We start from the raw sequence: 14,983 nt of genomic DNA on the forward strand, positions 1-14,983 counted from the left end.
TGCCTCACGGCGGGCGATCGGATTCATCCCGAAGAGGATCACGTATGAATACAGCGTTTACCTCCGCTCGACGCCGCCGGCAGCTGCTGGCGACGGCGATCAGTCTCGTGCTCGCGCAGCAGGCCTTCGCGCAGGATGCCGCCCCGGCTGGTGAAGAAACCAAGCTGGAAAGCATCGTCGTTACCGGCTCGCGCATCCGCCACGTCGACTGGGAAACCGCCCAGCCGGTGCTCGCGATCGATCGCGAACAGATCCAGAAGCAGGGCTTCAACTCCGTCGCCGATATCCTGAACAAGATCACCTCTTCGGGTGACCCGGCGTTCAGCCGTTCGCGTCCGCTGTCCAGCGGCGAAGGCGCCGGCGGTTCCTACCTCGACCTGCGCAACCTCGGCGTCAACCGCACCCTGATCCTGCTCAACGGCAAGCGTCTGGGTTCGGGCAACGACGGTCTGCAGGACGTCGCGTCGATCCCGACCGGTGCGGTCGAGCGCATTGAAGTGCTCAAGGACGGCGCCTCGTCGATCTACGGTTCGGACGCGATCGCGGGCGTGGTCAACATCATCACGCGCACGCGCTTCGACGGCGCCGAAGCCAACGTCTACCTCGGTCAGTACGACGAAGACGACGGCCAGCAGGAGTCGTACGACTTCACGCTGGGCTCGGTCAGCGACCGCAGCACGCTGTCGATGACGGCGCAGTACGTGAAGGAAGATCCGGTCTTCGCGAAGGATCGTCCGTTCTCGGCCGTTCCGCGTCCGGGCCACGGCAGCGACGGCATGAGCCCGACGAGCCAGCACGGCGTGCTGATCGATCCGCGCGACGGCCGCCGCCTGACGCTGATCCCGGGTGCCGATCCGTACGACATCGCCTCGTACCGCCCCCAGACGACGTCGGTTGCCGACCGCGCCAACTCGAACGAGCAGATGATGCTGCTGTCGGGCATGGAGCGTACCTCGCTGTTCGTGAACGGCAGCTACAACCTGACCGACTCCATCACGTTCCGCGCCGACGCGCTGTACAACAAGCGTGAGTCGGAAGTGCAGGTCGCCGGCTATCCGCTGTCCTCGGGCGCGAGCTACGGCTTCAGCCCGACCGGCGAACTCGGCGCGATGTCGGTCGACAGCTACTACAACCCGTTCGGCCGCTGGCACAACCCGACCAACCCGCAGGAAGTCCGCTTCGAACGCCGCGGCTGGGAAGTGCCGCGCGTGTCGACGAACTCGCTGCAGACCTACCGCTTCACCGCCGGCTTCGACGGTCACTTCGAAGTGTTCGGCCGCGAGTGGAACTGGGACGTCGGCTACACGTACAACCGCAACGACGGTACGCAGCGCCAGACCGGCAACTTCAACCTGATCAACCTCTCGCAGGCGATCGGTCCGTCGTTCCTGAACTCGCAGGGCGTCGTGCAGTGCGGCACGCCGGACAACCCGATCCCGCTGGGCGCCGGTCCGGGCCTGTGCACGCCGTTCAACCCGTTCTCGCCGTTCGGCAGCAACGTGCCGGGCAGCGCCGCGAATCCGGACGTCCGCAACAGCGTCTACACGGTCGGCCAGGCGATGTACCAGAGCCGCATGATCGACTACGCGGCCAACCTGACCGGTACGCTGTTCGAACTGCCCGCCGGCGACCTCGCGATCGCGGGCGGCTGGGAACACCGTCAGGAAAGCGGCTTCTTCTCGCCGGACGCGTTCGCGCAGACCGGCGCGTCGACCGACCTGGCCAACGGCCCGACGAAGGGCGGCTACTCGCTCGACGAATACTACGTCGAACTTGACATCCCGGTGTTCAAGGAACTGCCGTTCGCCCGCGAACTGTCGTTCAACGTCGCGAGCCGCTACACCGACACGTCGACCTTCGGCGACACGACCAACAACAAGTACGGTTTCCGCTGGAAGCCGCTGGAAGACGTCCTGGTCCGCGGTACGTGGGCCGAAGGCTTCCGCGCGCCGACCATCGCCGACCTGTACGGCGGCACGTCGCAGTCGTTCGAATACTTCACCGACCCGTGCGACAGCCGCTACGGCGGCGCGCGCGGTTCGTCGGCCTGCTTGAACGGCTTCGGCGGTCAGCCGGGCGTGCCGGTCAACTTCCAGCAGCCGTGCCAGGGCGGTGCCCCGTGTACCGGTCCGGACGGCCAGTCGCCGGTTCCGTTCGTCTCGGGTTCCAACCCGAACCTGACGCCGGAAACCTCGAAGTCCAAGACGGTCGGCATCGTGTACAGCCCGCGCTTCATCGACGGCCTGGACATCAACCTCGACTGGTTCGACTTCAAGATCGACAACCTGATCACCGCCGACAGCGTCGACGGCATCATGGAAGACTGCTACGTCCGCGGTATCGCGGCGCGTTGCTCGCTCTTCCGTCGTGACGCCGCGACCGGCATGGTCAACCAGCTGCAGTACGGCGGCCAGAACCTCGGCTGGCTCAAGACGCAGGGCTTCGACATCGGCCTGAACTACCGTCTGCCGGAGTTCTCGTTCGGCGACATTGTCGTGCGTTGGGACACCACCTACCTGACCAAGTACGAGTCGAACGCCGACCCGCGCGATCCGGATTCCCCGGTCAACCCGTCGATCGGCGAAGCCGCGACCACGGGCGCCGTGTTCCGTATCAAGTCGAACCTCAACGTCGACTGGACGTTCGGCGACTTCGGCGTGAACTGGGGTACGCGCTACTTCTCCGGTCTGCGTGAACGCTGCACGTACAACCTGTCGGGCGGTCCGGAATGTAACGATCCGAACTACGGCTCGCCGGCGGATACGCCGAACGGCGGCTTCTACCCGGTCAACCGCTTCGGCGCCAACACGTTCCACGACCTCGCGGTGCGTTGGAACACGCCGTGGAAGGGCCGCGTAACGCTCGGCGCGAACAACGTGTTCGACCACCTCGGTCCGGTCATGTACCGCACGCCGAACAGCCAGTTCGCGTACTACTCCGGCTACGACATCGGCCGCTTCTACTACGTCCGCTACCAGCAGACGTTCTAAGAAGCACCGGTATCGGTGTGGCTTCAAAAAAAACGGCCCCGAAAGGGGCCGTTTTTTTGTGCCGCGGCGTCGAAACGCGGTCAGCCCGAAGCGCCCGAGAACACCAGCCGCGCGCCGTCGGCGTCGACCGACACCGTATCGCCGGCCACGAACCGGCCTTCGAGGATCTGCCGCGCGAGCGGGTTTTCCAGCTGCTGCTGGATCGCGCGCTTGAGCGGCCGCGCGCCGTAGACCGGATCGAAGCCCACGCTGCCGAGGAGGTCGAGCGCCGCCTCGCTCAGCGACAGCTTCAGCTGGCGCTCGGCCAGACGCTTGGCCAGATATTCCGTCTGGATCGCCGCGATGCGCCGGATCTGCGCGCGCTCGAGCGGACGGAACACGACGAGCTCGTCGAGCCGGTTGATGAACTCCGGCCGGAAATGCGCCTGCACGACGCCGAGCACCGCCGCCTTGATCTGCGTATAGCCTTCCTCGCCGCCCTCGCCCGCCGCCTCCTGGATCAGCTGCGAGCCGAGGTTCGACGTCATCACGATCACCGTGTTGCGGAAGTCGACCGTGCGGCCCTGGCCGTCGGTCAGACGCCCGTCGTCGAGCACCTGCAGCAGGATGTTGAAGACGTCGTGGTGCGCCTTCTCGACCTCGTCGAGCAGGATCACGCTGTACGGCCGGCGCCGAACCGCCTCGGTCAGATAGCCGCCTTCCTCGTAGCCGACGTAGCCGGGCGGCGCGCCGATCAGCCGCGACACCGCGTGCTTTTCCATGAACTCGGACATGTCGATGCGCACCATCGCGTCGGTCGAGTCGAACAGGAATTCGGCGAGCGCCTTGCACAGCTCGGTCTTGCCGACGCCCGTAGGCCCCAGGAACAGGAACGAGCCGCTCGGCCGGTTCGGATCGGACAGGCCCGCGCGCGCGCGGCGAATCGCGTCGGAGACGGCGCGCACCGCTTCGTCCTGGCCGACGACGCGGTGGTGCAGCGCATCTTCCATGCGCAGGAGCTTGTCGCGCTCGCCTTCGAGCATCTTCGACACCGGAATGCCGGTCCAGCGCGCGACGACCTCGGCGATCTCCTCGGCCGTGACCTTGTCCTGCAGCAGCGTGAAGCCCTTCGATTCGACCTCTTGCGCGGCCTTGAGCTGCTTTTCGAGTTCCGGCAGACGGCCGTACTGGATTTCGCTCATCTTCGCGAAATCCTGCCGGCGCTGCGCCGCTTCGAGTTCCAGACGGGTCGCTTCGATCTGCTCCTTGATCTTCGTCGCGCCCTGCAGTATCGCCTTCTCGGACTTCCACACCTCCTCGAGATCGGAGAACTCGCGCTCGAGCACGGCGATGTCCTTTTCGAGGTCGGCCAGACGCTGGCGCGACTCGGAATCCTTCTCCTTTTTCAACGCTTCGCGCTGGATCTTCAGCTGAATCAGACGGCGCTCCTTGCGATCCATCTCCTCGGGCTTGGAGTCGATTTCCATGCGGATGCGCGACGCGGCCTCGTCCATGAGGTCGATCGCCTTGTCCGGCAGCTGCCGGTCGGCGATGTAGCGATGCGACAGCGTCGCGGCGGCGACGATCGCGGGGTCGGTGATCTCGACGCCGTGGTGCACGGCGTAGCGCTCCTTGAGGCCGCGCAGGATCGCGATCGTGTCCTCGACCGACGGCTCGCCGACGAACACCTTCTGGAAGCGCCGCTCGAGCGCGGCATCCTTCTCGACGTACTTGCGGTATTCGTCGAGCGTCGTCGCGCCGATGCAGTGCAGTTCGCCGCGCGCGAGCGCCGGCTTCAGCATGTTGCCGGCGTCCATCGAGCCTTCGGCCTTGCCCGCGCCGACCATCGTGTGCAGCTCGTCGATGAAGAGGATCACGCGGCCCTCTTCCTTGCCCAGATCCTTGAGCACGGCCTTCAGGCGCTCTTCGAATTCGCCGCGGAACTTCGCGCCGGCGATCAGCGCGCCCATGTCGAGCGACAGCACGCGACGGTCGCGCAGGCCTTCGGGCACCTCGTTGTTGATGATGCGCTGCGCGAGGCCTTCGACGATCGCGGTCTTGCCGACGCCGGGCTCGCCGATCAGCACGGGATTGTTCTTCGTGCGCCGCTGCAGCACCTGGATCGTGCGGCGGATTTCCTCGTCGCGGCCCACCACCGGATCGAGCTTGCCCGCCTCGGCGCGCGCGGTGAGGTCGATGCAGTATTTCTCCAGCGCCTGGCGCTGGTCCTCGGCGTTTTCCGACTGCACCTTGTCGCCGCCGCGCATTTTCTCGATCGCCGCCTCGAGCGCGGCCTTGTTCGCGCCGGCGGCCTTGAGCGCCTGGCCGAGTTCGCCCTTGTCGTCGAGCGCGGCGAGTACGAACAGCTCGCTCGCGACGAACGCGTCGCCGCGCTGCTGCGCGAGCTTGTCGGTGAGGTTCAACAGGCGATTGAGATCGCTTGAGATGTTGATGTTGCCTTCCTGTCCGCGTACGGACGGCAGGCGGTCGAGCGCCTCGGCGACGCGCGCGCGCAGCGCCGCGACGTTGACCTGCGCCTGCGACAGGAGCGGCACGGTCGAACCGCCCTGCTGGTCGAGCAGCGCGGCCATCAGGTGCAGCGGTTCGAGCATGTTGTTGTCGCGCCCTACCGCAAGGCTCTGAGCGTCGGCCAGCGCCTGCGAGAAACGCGAGGTCAGTTTGTCCATGCGCATCGAAATACCCCAAAAATGAAAGAGTTGCCGGAAGCGGCGATGACTGGCAGATGCGGCCCGGCCCCCTCGTTTCAAGCCGCGCTTCATATTTCGCCGCGTTTTTGCGTACCCCTGATGGCGGATTCCCCGCACAGGAGATCGTAATGAAACGCTGGACGCCGATGCTCGTGTCGCTGCTGTGGTCGATCTGCGCCGTCGCCTACGACGACGGGCGCCCGAACACGCCCGAAGACGGGTTCTACTGGCAACCTGACAAATCCGGCACCGGCTTCGCGCTCGACGTGCTCGGCATCGAACGCGTCTTCGGCGCGGGTTACTTGTATACGCGCGCGGGCCAGCCGGTGTTCGTCACGTTCGGCGGACCGCTGCAGGCGATACCCGGCGGCTGGCGCGTGACCGGCGATCTCGTGCGCACCGAGAACGGCCAGTGCCTCGGCAACACGACGAACTGTCCGTACCGCGCGCCGACGGCGGCGATCGTCGGCCAGATCTCGCTCGACTTCACCGCGCCGAACGTCGTGCGCGTCCTCGCGCAGACGCAGGCCGACGGCGTGATCGCGTTCGATCTCGTGCGCCAGAGCACCGGCACGATCGGCGAATCGCTGCTCGGCGAGTGGGACGCGCTCGTCGATCAGGCGCCGGCGCAGGGCGTGTACTTTCTCGGCGAGAAGCTGCAGATCCGTGCGTTCGACCGCTTCACGATTTCCGGCCGCGGCGAGGTACACACGTATTCGGGCTGCGTGACGTTCGCCGAAGGCCGGCGCGACTGCTCGACGCTCGCCGTCGACGGCAGTTCGGTCGTCGAATCGGGCCAGCAGCACTTTCGCATCGCGGTGAAAGCCCCCGACGGCAAGATCGCGCGCGTCTACGACTTTCGCCGCGCCGTCGCCAGCGGCGCGCTGACGCGCTCGTTCGATGGCGACGCGTACGACTGCGCGCGCGAGTACACGAACGCCGACACCTGCGTCGCGGCGAAGCAACCCATCCGTTTCGTCGCGTATCGCTCGGCGAGCCGCGCATACGCGGAAACCGGCGCCGGCACGCAGTAGCGTCGTCGCCCCAGTCGCCGGCACACTGCCGGCGATGGAATTCCGCACGATCGTCCTCGGCGGCTACGGTCTGTTCGGCCGCCGCATCGTCCGCCGGCTCGCGCGCGAGCCGGCGTTGCGCGTCGTCGTCGCCGGCCGCGACGGCGCGGCGGCGCGCGCGCTCGCGGCCGATGTCGGCGCCGACGCGCTCGCCTGCGATGCGGCCTCGCCCGCGTTCGCGGACGCGCTCGCACGCGAACGGCCGCAGCTCGTCGTCAACACGGCCGGACCGTTCCAGGGCAGCGACTACGCCGTCGCGCGCAGGGTGCTCGCCGCCGGCGCGCACTACGTCGACCTCGCCGACGCGCGCGAGTACGTCGCCGGCTTCGACGCGCTCGACGCCGATGCGCGCGAACGCGGGCTGCTCGCCGTCGCCGGCGCGAGCACGGTGCCGGGCGTTTCCGCCGCCGTCGTCGACCGGTATCGCGGCGAATTCGCGCGACTGCGCGGCATCGATATCGGCATCAGCCCCGGCAACCGCACCGAGCGCGGCCTGGCGACGGTCGCGGCGATCCTTTCGACCGTCGGCCGCGCGCTGCCCTGGCGCGAACGAGGCCGGCGCGTCGCCGTGCGCGGCTGGCAGCGGCTCGAACGGCACGTCTATGCGCCGCCGGTCGGGGCACGCTGGCACGCCGCATGCGACGTGCCGGATCTCGCGCTGTTCCCCGACCGCTACGCGCCGCTCGATACGCTACGGTTTCGCGCCGGGCTCGAACTGAAGCGCCTCCACTTCGGCGTGTGGCTGCTGTCGTGGCTCGTGCGCACAGGTTTCGTGCGCGATCTTGCGCGGTACGCGCCGGCGCTCAAGCGCGCGAGCGAATGGTTTCTCGCCGCCGGCAGCGACGCCGGCGCGATGCACGTGACGCTGACCGGCGACGACGCGCACGGCGCGGCGAAGCGGCTGACCTGGGAAATCGTCGCGCGCGGCGGCGACGGACCGGAGATTCCGGCGACGGCCGCGGTCGTGATCGCCCTGAAACTCGCGCGCGGAGAAATCGCGGCCTGCGGCGCGCGGCCGTGCGTAGATTTGTTCACGTTGGAAGAATGCCTCGCCTCGCTGACGGAGTTCGCGATCGATACGAAGATGGTGCAAGGCCCTCTCCCCGAGCAAGCTCGGAGGAGAGGGAGTGAAGCTAATCCAGAAACCGCGCCGCGACCGCCGCATCCGGCACGAGACACACGTCGCGCCGGCCGAACCATCGATAGCGATTGCGCGCGATCAGCCGATAGCCGGCGTCGCGCAGCGCGCGCGGAATCACGCGCGCGGCGCCGGCCAGCCGCCACGCGCCGCCGAAACCCGTCAGCACGCGCAGTATCGCGTCGCTGTCCTGCCAGCTGCGGCCGTCGGCGACGTACAGGAACGACAGCGGATCGTCGGCGTCGAGCCCGTGCCGCGCGAGCAGCGCGCGACCGCTCGCCGACTGCATCGCCGCGAAGCGGATGCGCGCCGTGCGGTCGTGCCGCAGCACGAAACCGACCCAGCGGCTGCACAACAGACACACGCCGTCGAACACGATCACAGGCGGCTCAGTCGACATCGAGCCAGCCGGCGTAGTGCACGAGTTCGCCCGCGAGCGGCAGCGCGGCGGCCACTTCGAATCGGTAGCGCCCGCCGGACTCGGATTCGCGCGCCCAGACGCCCGAAAACCACGCCGCCGGCAGCGGCAGCCCGAGCGCGCGCACGCGGCGAACGCGCCACGTCAGCGCACCGTCTTCGACCGCGACCGCGAAGCCGAACGTGACGAGGCCGAGCCGCTCGTTGAGCAGACCCGCCTGCTCCCACAGCCGCGACGTCATCGGATAGCGGCCGAACTGCCGCGTCCACGTTTCGCCGGCCGGCTGCGCGTCGATATCGACGGTCAGCGGCGCGTCGGTCAGCGCCGGCGGCAGGCCGGTTGCCCAGCCGCACAGGCGCGAGAGCAGGCCCTTGCCGCGCGTGATCGTCGCCGCGCCCCGATAGCGCCGCTTGCCTTCGGCCAGATGCAGCGAACGCACGCGCGGCGGCAGCTGCGCGAACGCGGCGCCGAGCAGGCGCGGAAACACGAGCGGCGATGTCGAATCCGTCGGCGGGGGCTCGATCCAGACCAGGCTCGCGAACCGGCCCGTCGGCCGGCCGCGCCGGTGCGAATAGAAACGCTCGTCGACCAGCGTATCGAAACCGCCGCCGGCAACCGACGCCACGCCCGCGGCCGCGAGCCGCTGGCGCGCGAGCGCATACAGGTCGCACAGCCAGTGCCCCGGCCGCGTCGGCGCGAACGCCCGCGCCGCGTCGGGATCGTGCGCGACGAACGCGTCTCGCACCTCGTCGCCGACCTCGTAGCTCGCCGCGCCGATCGCGGGGCCGAGCCACACGCGCAACCGCGACGGCGGCGCTTCGAACCTTCGCAGCGCCGCCTCGATGACGCCGGCGGCCAGGCCGCGCCAGCCGGCGTGGATCGCGGCGACTTCGCGGCCGTCGTCGCTCGCGACGAGCAGCGGCAGGCAATCGGCCGTCAGCACCGCGCAGACGACGCCGGGTTCGCGCGTATAGACCGCGTCGGCCACCGGCTCGTCGGTATGCGCAAGACCCGCCGGCGGCGCTTCGTGCGGCGCGTGCACGTCGATGCCGTGCACCTGACGCAGCCAGACCGGTTCGCCGGGCAGTCGCAGCAGTTCCACCAGCGCCGCGCGGTTCGCGAGCACGAATTCGGGCCGGTCGCCGCAGCGCGAGCCGAGATTGAACGATTCGTGCGGCGGCGGCGAATGCCCCGGCAGATCGCGCGTCGTCACCGCGGCACGGACGCCGCGCGGCGCGTCCCAGTCCGGCGTCAGCGCGCGCGCGTCGCTCATCGGCGGCGGCCGTTCTCGGCGTCGAGGTGTTCTTTCGTGTCGGCGCGCAGCGCCTTGACCAGCGTCGCGAGATCGTCCGGCCGCTCGGCTTCGACCGCGACGGTCTTGCCGCCGGCCGGATGCGAAAATTCCAGGCGCTCGGCGTGCAGCGCCTGGCGCTTGAAGGCGCGCAGCGCCTCGCCGAGGTCGGCCGTCGCGGCCTTCGGCAGCTTCATGCCGCCGCCGTACAGCGTGTCGCCGACCAGCGGATGGCGGATATGCGACATGTGCACGCGAATCTGGTGCGTGCGGCCCGTTTCGAGATTGCACTGCAGCAGCGTGTGTGCGCGGAAGCGCTCGCGCACGCGATAGTGCGTGACCGCCGGCCGGCCGGCCGGTTCGTCGACGATCGCCTGCTTGACGCGGTCGCGCGGATGCCGGCCGATCGGCGCGTCGACCGTGCCGCCGGAAATCATCGGCCCGATCACCAGCGCCTCGTACTGCCGGTGCATCGCGCGCTCCGAAAGCTGCTCGACGAGGCTCGTGTGTGCGCGCAGCGTGCGCGCGACCACCATGAGGCCGGAGGTGTCCTTGTCGAGCCGGTGCACGATGCCGGCCCGCGGAATCTCGACCAGCGACGGATCGAAGTGCAGCAGTGCGTTCTGCAACGTGCCGGCCGGGTTGCCGGCGCCCGGATGCACGACGAGGCCGACCGGCTTGTTGATCACCAGCACGTCGGCGTCTTCGTAGCGGATGTCGAGCGCGATGTCTTCGGGCGCGAGCGGCACCTCCTGCGAGGCCACGGCGGCGAGGCTCACGCGCTCGCCGCCCTTGACGAGCTGGCGCGGGGGCACGGTTTCCCCGTTGAGCTGGGCGTCGCCGGATTTGATCCACGCGGTGAGGCGCGAGCGCGAATAATCGGGAAACAGCTCGGCCAGCACCTGGTCGAACCGGCGTCCGGCCAGGGCCACGGGGATTTCTTGGGTCAACGCAATTCGTTCATTCATCGGGGATTCGGCCTCGCCGGGGCGGGGCACAATACTTTTCGGCTATGATCGCGGCCCGCATTTTCGCAGAGCGTGGCCTCCCCATGCGAGTTTCTTCGCTGATCCGCCTTGTCCTGATCGTCCTCGTCATTGCCGTCGCCGGCTGTTCGCGTGGCAACAAAAAAGGCGACCCGATCGAAACGCTGCCGGTGGACCAGGTCTACGCCCTCGCCAAGCAGTCGATGGAAAACAGCAACTACGACCGCGCCGCCAAGTCGTACGAGCGCCTGATCGCCCGCTTCCCGTTCGGCCCGTACACCGAGCAGGCCCAGCTCGAACTGGGCTACGCGCAGTACAAGGACCACAAGGAAGAAGAGGCCTACTCGTCGGTCAACCGCTTCATCAAGACGTATCCGACGCACAAGCACATCGATTACGCCTACTACCTGCGCGGCCTGATCAATTTCGACCGCACCAACGGCCTCCTTGAGCGCTACATCGGCCGCGACCAGGCCAAGCGCGACCAGGGCTTCTCCTCGCAGGCGTTCGAAGACTTCGGCGAGCTGCTCAAGCGCTACCCGGAAAGCAAATACGTGCCGGACGCGCGCCAGCGCATGATCTACCTGCGCAACAACATGGCCCGCGCGGAACTGAATGTCGCGCTGTACTACCTGCGCATCAAGGCCTACGTCGCCGCGGCGAACCGCGCCGAGAAGATCGTCGAAAACTACCAGCGCACGCCGCAGGCCGTCGACGCGCTCGCGGTGATGGTCGAAAGCTACGGCAAGCTCGGCCAGGAAAAACTCAGCGCCGACGCGCGCCGCGTGCTCGAAGCGAACGACCCGGATCACCCGTACTTCAAGGGCCACTTCCCGCCCAAGCGCAAGAGCTGGAAGCGCATGATCCCGTTCACCAACCGCGACAAGTAACCCGCCGCTTATAACCGCCGGCAGCGTCGCCCGCCGCCGGCGCCGCCGCTATAGTCAGGGCTCTACCCGATCCGGGGACGAGCATGAGCGAGATCACGCAGCTGTTGGGCGAGGTTCGCGCCGGCGACGGCGACGCGTGGAACCGCGTCGTCGCGCTGCTCTACGACGATCTGCGCCGCCTCGCGCAACGCGTGAAGGCCGGCGCCCACTCCCTCGACGCCACCGCCCTCGTGCATGAATGCTGGCTGCGCTTCGCAGACGGCGGCGCGCGCGGCATCGCCGACCGGGCGCACTTCTTCGCCGTCGCCTCGCGCGCGATGCGCCAGATACTCGCCAACCACGCCCGCGACCGTCTCGCGCTCAAGCGCGGCGGCGGCGCGCGCCGCACGACGCTCGACGACGTCGACATCGCGGCCGATCGCGAAGCCGACGAACTCGTCCGGCTCGACGCGCTGCTGACGCAGCTCGCGCGCGACGACGAACGGCTCGTGCGCGTGGTCGACTGCCGCGTCTTCGGAGGCCTGAGCGAAGCGGAGACCGCCGACGCGCTCGGCCTGTCGCTGCGCACCGTGCAACGCCTGTGGGCGCAGGCGCGCGCACGCCTCACCGCGCTCGTCGAAGCGTAGTGAGCCCGCTCGACCGGCTGCTCGAACCCGGCCGCCTGTTCCAGGGCGCGCTGGTGCAGAGCCTGCTGCGCGAGCGCTGGCCGACGCGCGAGCTGCATCCGGGCCAGGCGGTCGGCCCGTTTCGCGTCGTGCGCGAACTCGCGCGCGGCGGCATGGGCATCGTCTACCTCGCGCGGCGCGCCGACGGCGAGTACGAGCAGACCGTCGCGGTCAAATGGCTGCCGTGCGGCGCGCAGGGCGACGAACGCCTCGCGCAGTTCCGGCGCGAGCGCCAGATTCTCGCGGGCCTGTCGCATCCGCACATCGCCCGGCTCGTCGACGGCGGTCGCAGCGACGACGGTCATCTGTGGTTCGCGATGGAGCACGTCGACGGCCTTGCCGTCGATCGCCACGCCGACGTCTGCGCGCTGTCGTGGCGCGAACGCGTGAACCTGCTGCTGCCGATCGTCGAAGCGGTGCAGTTCGCGCACGGACGGCTCGTCGTGCATCGCGACATCAAGCCGTCGAACGTGCTCGTCGACGCCGAAGGACGCGCCAAGCTGCTCGACTTCGGCATCGCCGCGTGCACGGCCGACGACGCGGCGCGCGCGGCCTTCACGCCGGGCTACGCCAGCCCGGAACAGCGCGCCGGCGCACCGCCCGACGTCGCCGGCGACATCTGGCAGCTCGGGCGGCTGTTCGAAGTCGTTCTGGGCGATGCGCGCGTGCCGGCCGATCTCGCCGCGGTGGTCGCCAAGGCGCGTGCGCCGACGCCGGCCGAGCGCTATCCGAGCGCGTCGGCGCTGCGTGCCGATCTCGCCCGCGTGCTCGCGTACCGGCCGGTCGCGGCGTGGCCGGCGAGCCTCGCTCACCGGGTCGAACTGCGCGTGCGCGCGCATCCGCTCGTCGCGCTCGGCGGCGCGCTGACGCTCGTCGCGTTCGTCGCCGTCGTCGCCGGTTTCATGCTCAACCTCGCACGGCAGCGCGACGCGGCGGAACGCGCGCGCAACGTCGCGGTCGCGGTCAACCGTTTCATCAACGACGACCTCCTGCCCGGCACCGATCCGGTGCGGCCCGGGTCGGGCGACATCCGCGTCGTGGAACTCTTGGCCGGCGCGCTCGACAAGGTCGAGCGCCGGCTCGCCGACATGCCCGAGGTCGCCGGCGAGATCAACCTCGGCCTCGGCCGTTCGCTCGCTGGCCTCGGCCGCTACGACGCGGCCGACCTCGCGCTCGGCCGCGCCGCGGCGCAGCTGGCCGCGACGCGCGGCGCCGGACACGACAGCGTGCTGCGCGCGCGGCTCGCGCGCATCCAGATCCGCATCGGCGACCGGCAGATGAAAGCGATGGAGGCCGATACGCTCGCGCTGCGGCACGACGCCGTCGCCGCGATAGGCGCGGACGCCCCGCTCGTCGCCGAGATCGACAGCCAGCTCGCGCGCGCCGCGTTCCTGCGCGACGACTTCACGCTGTGCCGCACGCGTTTCGATGCGTTGCTCACACGCCACGAATCGATACCGCGCGCGGTGCTGGCCGATATCTACCTCGGGCTGTCGGTATGCGAGGCGCGCCTCGGCGACGCCGTGCCCGCGCTCGCGCACGCGCGCCAGGCGCACGCGCTGTCGGCGCTCGAAAGCGGCGCCGACCACCCGCTCACGCTCGAAACCGGCATCGCGATCGAAACCGCGCTGACCGCGCTCGGCCGCTACGACGAAGCCGTGGCCGAGCTGCGCGACATCGTCGCGCGCCTGGGCCGGCGCTACGGCGAGGAACATCCGACGACGCTGACCGCCGTGCACGACCTCGGCTTCACGCTGACGTGCGCCGGCAATCCCGTCGAAGGCGCGCAGTGGCTGCGGCGCGCGGCCGACGATCGCGGCCGCGTAATGGGCCGCGACCATCCGTGGTTCGCGATGAGCCAGGCCGTGCTCGCGATGGCGCTGATCGGCAGCGGCGATCTCGACGCCGCGGCCGGCGCGCTCGACGCGGCCGACACAGCGCTCGCCGCGCACCCGGGCGGCAATGCGCTCGCGCGCCTGGCGACGCTGCACAACCGCGCCGACCTCGCGCTCGCCGCCGGCCGCAACGACGATGCCGCGCGCCTGTTCGCGCGGGCACTCGCCGACGCGGCGGCGATCTATCCGCCCGGCCATCAGCGCCTGACGATGCTCGAACTCGGACGCGGCCTGGCGCTCTCGCGCGGCACCGATCCCGACGCGGGCCGCGTGCTCGTCGTCGACGCGCTCGCGCGGCTGGGCGACAAGCCCGATTGCCGCGCCGGGCGCATCGCCCAGGCGCGGCAGGTTGCGGCGGTACGCTAGCGATTCATGCGCAGCGTATGCGTCCAGCTGTGGTCGTACGCGGCCGACACGGTCCAGTTGTAGTTCGACCACGTGTAGCCTTCGCCGGGCCACGGATTCATGTAGCCGACGCGCTGCGTGCCGCTGCGGTCGTCGTAGCCGTAGCCGACGAGGAAATGCCCGCCGCCCGAGTACCAACCGAAGCGCATGACGAACGGGCGGTTGTTGTTGACGTCGCCGACCACCGCGTTCCAGCTCAGCGCGTAAGCCGAACCGCTGCTCGGCACGCCCCAGTTCGACAGGATGCCCTGGATCGTGCCGCCGCCGCCGTAGATGCCGTTGGTGACGTTCGCGTACGAGTTCCAGTTGAACACCGTGCTGCCGCACGCGTCGCGGCGGCCGAGCGCCCAGTTGGCGACCGCGCACTGGCTCGGATTGGCGTTGTACCAGCGCAGCACGTCGACCGACACCGCGGCCCAGCACCAGTTGCTGTGCTCCTGGATCACCTCGGGCACGTTGAGATAGCGATAGCCGCTCGCGGCGACCGCGCCGGTCGCCTGCGCGGCGAGCAGACCGAAGATCACAAAGCGCAAAAGCGATTTCAT

At 69.2% G+C, this 14,983-nt stretch carries 11 protein-coding genes and 1 pseudogene; 6 read left to right on the plus strand and 6 right to left on the minus strand.

Features of this window, described 5'->3' with window-relative positions:
* The first annotated feature begins 44 nt into the window (after positions 1 to 44).
* Entirely contained in the window at positions 45 to 2,990 is a 2,946-nt protein-coding gene (locus tag OD750_RS25025) for a TonB-dependent receptor plug domain-containing protein (RefSeq protein WP_263541350.1), read from the plus strand.
* Between the two features lie 80 nt (positions 2,991 to 3,070).
* Here the strand turns inward: OD750_RS25025 and clpB are convergent, their stop codons facing one another.
* Positions 3,071 to 5,662 (minus strand): ATP-dependent chaperone ClpB, encoded by a 2,592-nt coding sequence (clpB, locus tag OD750_RS25030; protein WP_263541351.1) that lies wholly within the window; start codon positions 5,660 to 5,662, stop codon positions 3,071 to 3,073.
* Positions 5,663 to 5,805: 143 nt separating this feature from the next.
* Between clpB and OD750_RS25035 the strand changes: the two genes are divergently transcribed.
* Both OD750_RS25035 and OD750_RS25040 read left to right on the plus strand, forming a co-directional pair.
* Complete coding sequence (locus tag OD750_RS25035) at positions 5,806 to 6,711, plus strand: hypothetical protein (RefSeq protein ID WP_263541352.1); 906 nt, start codon at positions 5,806 to 5,808, stop codon at positions 6,709 to 6,711.
* A 34-nt stretch (positions 6,712 to 6,745) separates the two neighbouring features.
* Positions 6,746 to 7,087 (plus strand): annotated as a pseudogene (locus OD750_RS25040) (saccharopine dehydrogenase NADP-binding domain-containing protein); the annotation flags it as partial.
* 354 nt (positions 7,088 to 7,441) lie between these two features.
* On the opposite strand, the gene OD750_RS25045 reads toward OD750_RS25040, so the two are convergent.
* The 4 genes from OD750_RS25045 to rluD are packed head-to-tail and all read right to left on the minus strand — an operon-like array spanning position 7,442 to position 10,565.
* The gene (locus OD750_RS25045) at positions 7,442 to 7,843 is read right to left on the minus strand and encodes a hypothetical protein (RefSeq protein WP_272842146.1); all 402 of its coding nucleotides are present in this window, start codon (positions 7,841 to 7,843) and stop codon (positions 7,442 to 7,444) included.
* Between the two features lie 40 nt (positions 7,844 to 7,883).
* Positions 7,884 to 8,288 carry a thiol-disulfide oxidoreductase DCC family protein gene (locus OD750_RS25050; RefSeq protein ID WP_263541354.1) on the minus strand — a complete coding sequence of 135 codons (405 nt, stop codon included), beginning with the start codon at positions 8,286 to 8,288 and terminating at the stop codon, positions 7,884 to 7,886.
* Positions 8,278 to 9,579 carry a peptidoglycan editing factor PgeF gene (gene pgeF, locus OD750_RS27460; protein WP_336407582.1) on the minus strand — a complete coding sequence of 434 codons (1,302 nt, stop codon included), beginning with the start codon at positions 9,577 to 9,579 and terminating at the stop codon, positions 8,278 to 8,280. The genes OD750_RS25050 and pgeF overlap by 11 nt, the downstream gene beginning before the upstream one ends.
* Entirely contained in the window at positions 9,576 to 10,565 is a 990-nt protein-coding gene (gene rluD, locus OD750_RS25065) for a 23S rRNA pseudouridine(1911/1915/1917) synthase RluD (protein WP_263541355.1), read from the minus strand. The genes pgeF and rluD overlap by 4 nt, the downstream gene beginning before the upstream one ends.
* 83 nt (positions 10,566 to 10,648) lie before the next feature.
* Between rluD and OD750_RS25070 the strand changes: the two genes are divergently transcribed.
* The 3 genes from OD750_RS25070 to OD750_RS25080 all read left to right on the plus strand — a co-directional run bounded on the left by OD750_RS25070 (position 10,649) and on the right by OD750_RS25080 (position 14,399).
* Positions 10,649 to 11,473, plus strand: a complete 825-nt coding sequence (locus tag OD750_RS25070) for an outer membrane protein assembly factor BamD (protein ID WP_263541356.1) — start codon at positions 10,649 to 10,651, stop codon at positions 11,471 to 11,473.
* An 83-nt stretch (positions 11,474 to 11,556) separates the two neighbouring features.
* Positions 11,557 to 12,099 carry an ECF-type sigma factor gene (locus tag OD750_RS25075; RefSeq protein WP_263541357.1) on the plus strand — a complete coding sequence of 181 codons (543 nt, stop codon included), beginning with the start codon at positions 11,557 to 11,559 and terminating at the stop codon, positions 12,097 to 12,099.
* A complete protein-coding gene (locus tag OD750_RS25080; RefSeq protein WP_263541358.1) occupies positions 12,099 to 14,399 on the plus strand; it encodes a serine/threonine-protein kinase in 2,301 nt (766 codons plus the stop codon). Before OD750_RS25075 ends, OD750_RS25080 begins: the two co-directional genes overlap by 1 nt.
* On the opposite strand, the gene OD750_RS25085 is transcribed toward OD750_RS25080, so the two are convergent.
* Complete coding sequence (locus OD750_RS25085; RefSeq protein ID WP_263541359.1) at positions 14,396 to 14,983, minus strand: C39 family peptidase; 588 nt, start codon at positions 14,981 to 14,983, stop codon at positions 14,396 to 14,398. The genes OD750_RS25080 and OD750_RS25085 overlap by 4 nt on opposite strands.

The organism is Tahibacter soli (assembly GCF_025717065.2).
GTDB classification, from domain to species: domain Bacteria; phylum Pseudomonadota; class Gammaproteobacteria; order Xanthomonadales; family Rhodanobacteraceae; genus Tahibacter; species Tahibacter soli.

What these genes read in the sequence shown, in the direction of transcription:
- OD750_RS25035 (WP_263541352.1), top strand. Translation starts at nt 5,806, where the DNA reads ATGAAACGCTGGACGCCGATGCTCGTGTCGCTGCTGTGGTCGATCTGC.
- clpB (WP_263541351.1), bottom strand. Translation starts at nt 5,662, where the DNA reads ATGCGCATGGACAAACTGACCTCGCGTTTCTCGCAGGCGCTGGCCGAC.
- OD750_RS25050 (WP_263541354.1), bottom strand. Translation starts at nt 8,288, where the DNA reads ATGTCGACTGAGCCGCCTGTGATCGTGTTCGACGGCGTGTGTCTGTTG.
- OD750_RS25025 (WP_263541350.1), top strand. Translation starts at nt 45, where the DNA reads ATGAATACAGCGTTTACCTCCGCTCGACGCCGCCGGCAGCTGCTGGCG.
- pgeF (WP_336407582.1), bottom strand. Translation starts at nt 9,579, where the DNA reads ATGAGCGACGCGCGCGCGCTGACGCCGGACTGGGACGCGCCGCGCGGC.
- OD750_RS25075 (WP_263541357.1), top strand. Translation starts at nt 11,557, where the DNA reads ATGAGCGAGATCACGCAGCTGTTGGGCGAGGTTCGCGCCGGCGACGGC.
- OD750_RS25070 (WP_263541356.1), top strand. Translation starts at nt 10,649, where the DNA reads ATGCGAGTTTCTTCGCTGATCCGCCTTGTCCTGATCGTCCTCGTCATT.
- rluD (WP_263541355.1), bottom strand. Translation starts at nt 10,565, where the DNA reads ATGAATGAACGAATTGCGTTGACCCAAGAAATCCCCGTGGCCCTGGCC.
- OD750_RS25085 (WP_263541359.1), bottom strand. Translation starts at nt 14,983, where the DNA reads ATGAAATCGCTTTTGCGCTTTGTGATCTTCGGTCTGCTCGCCGCGCAG.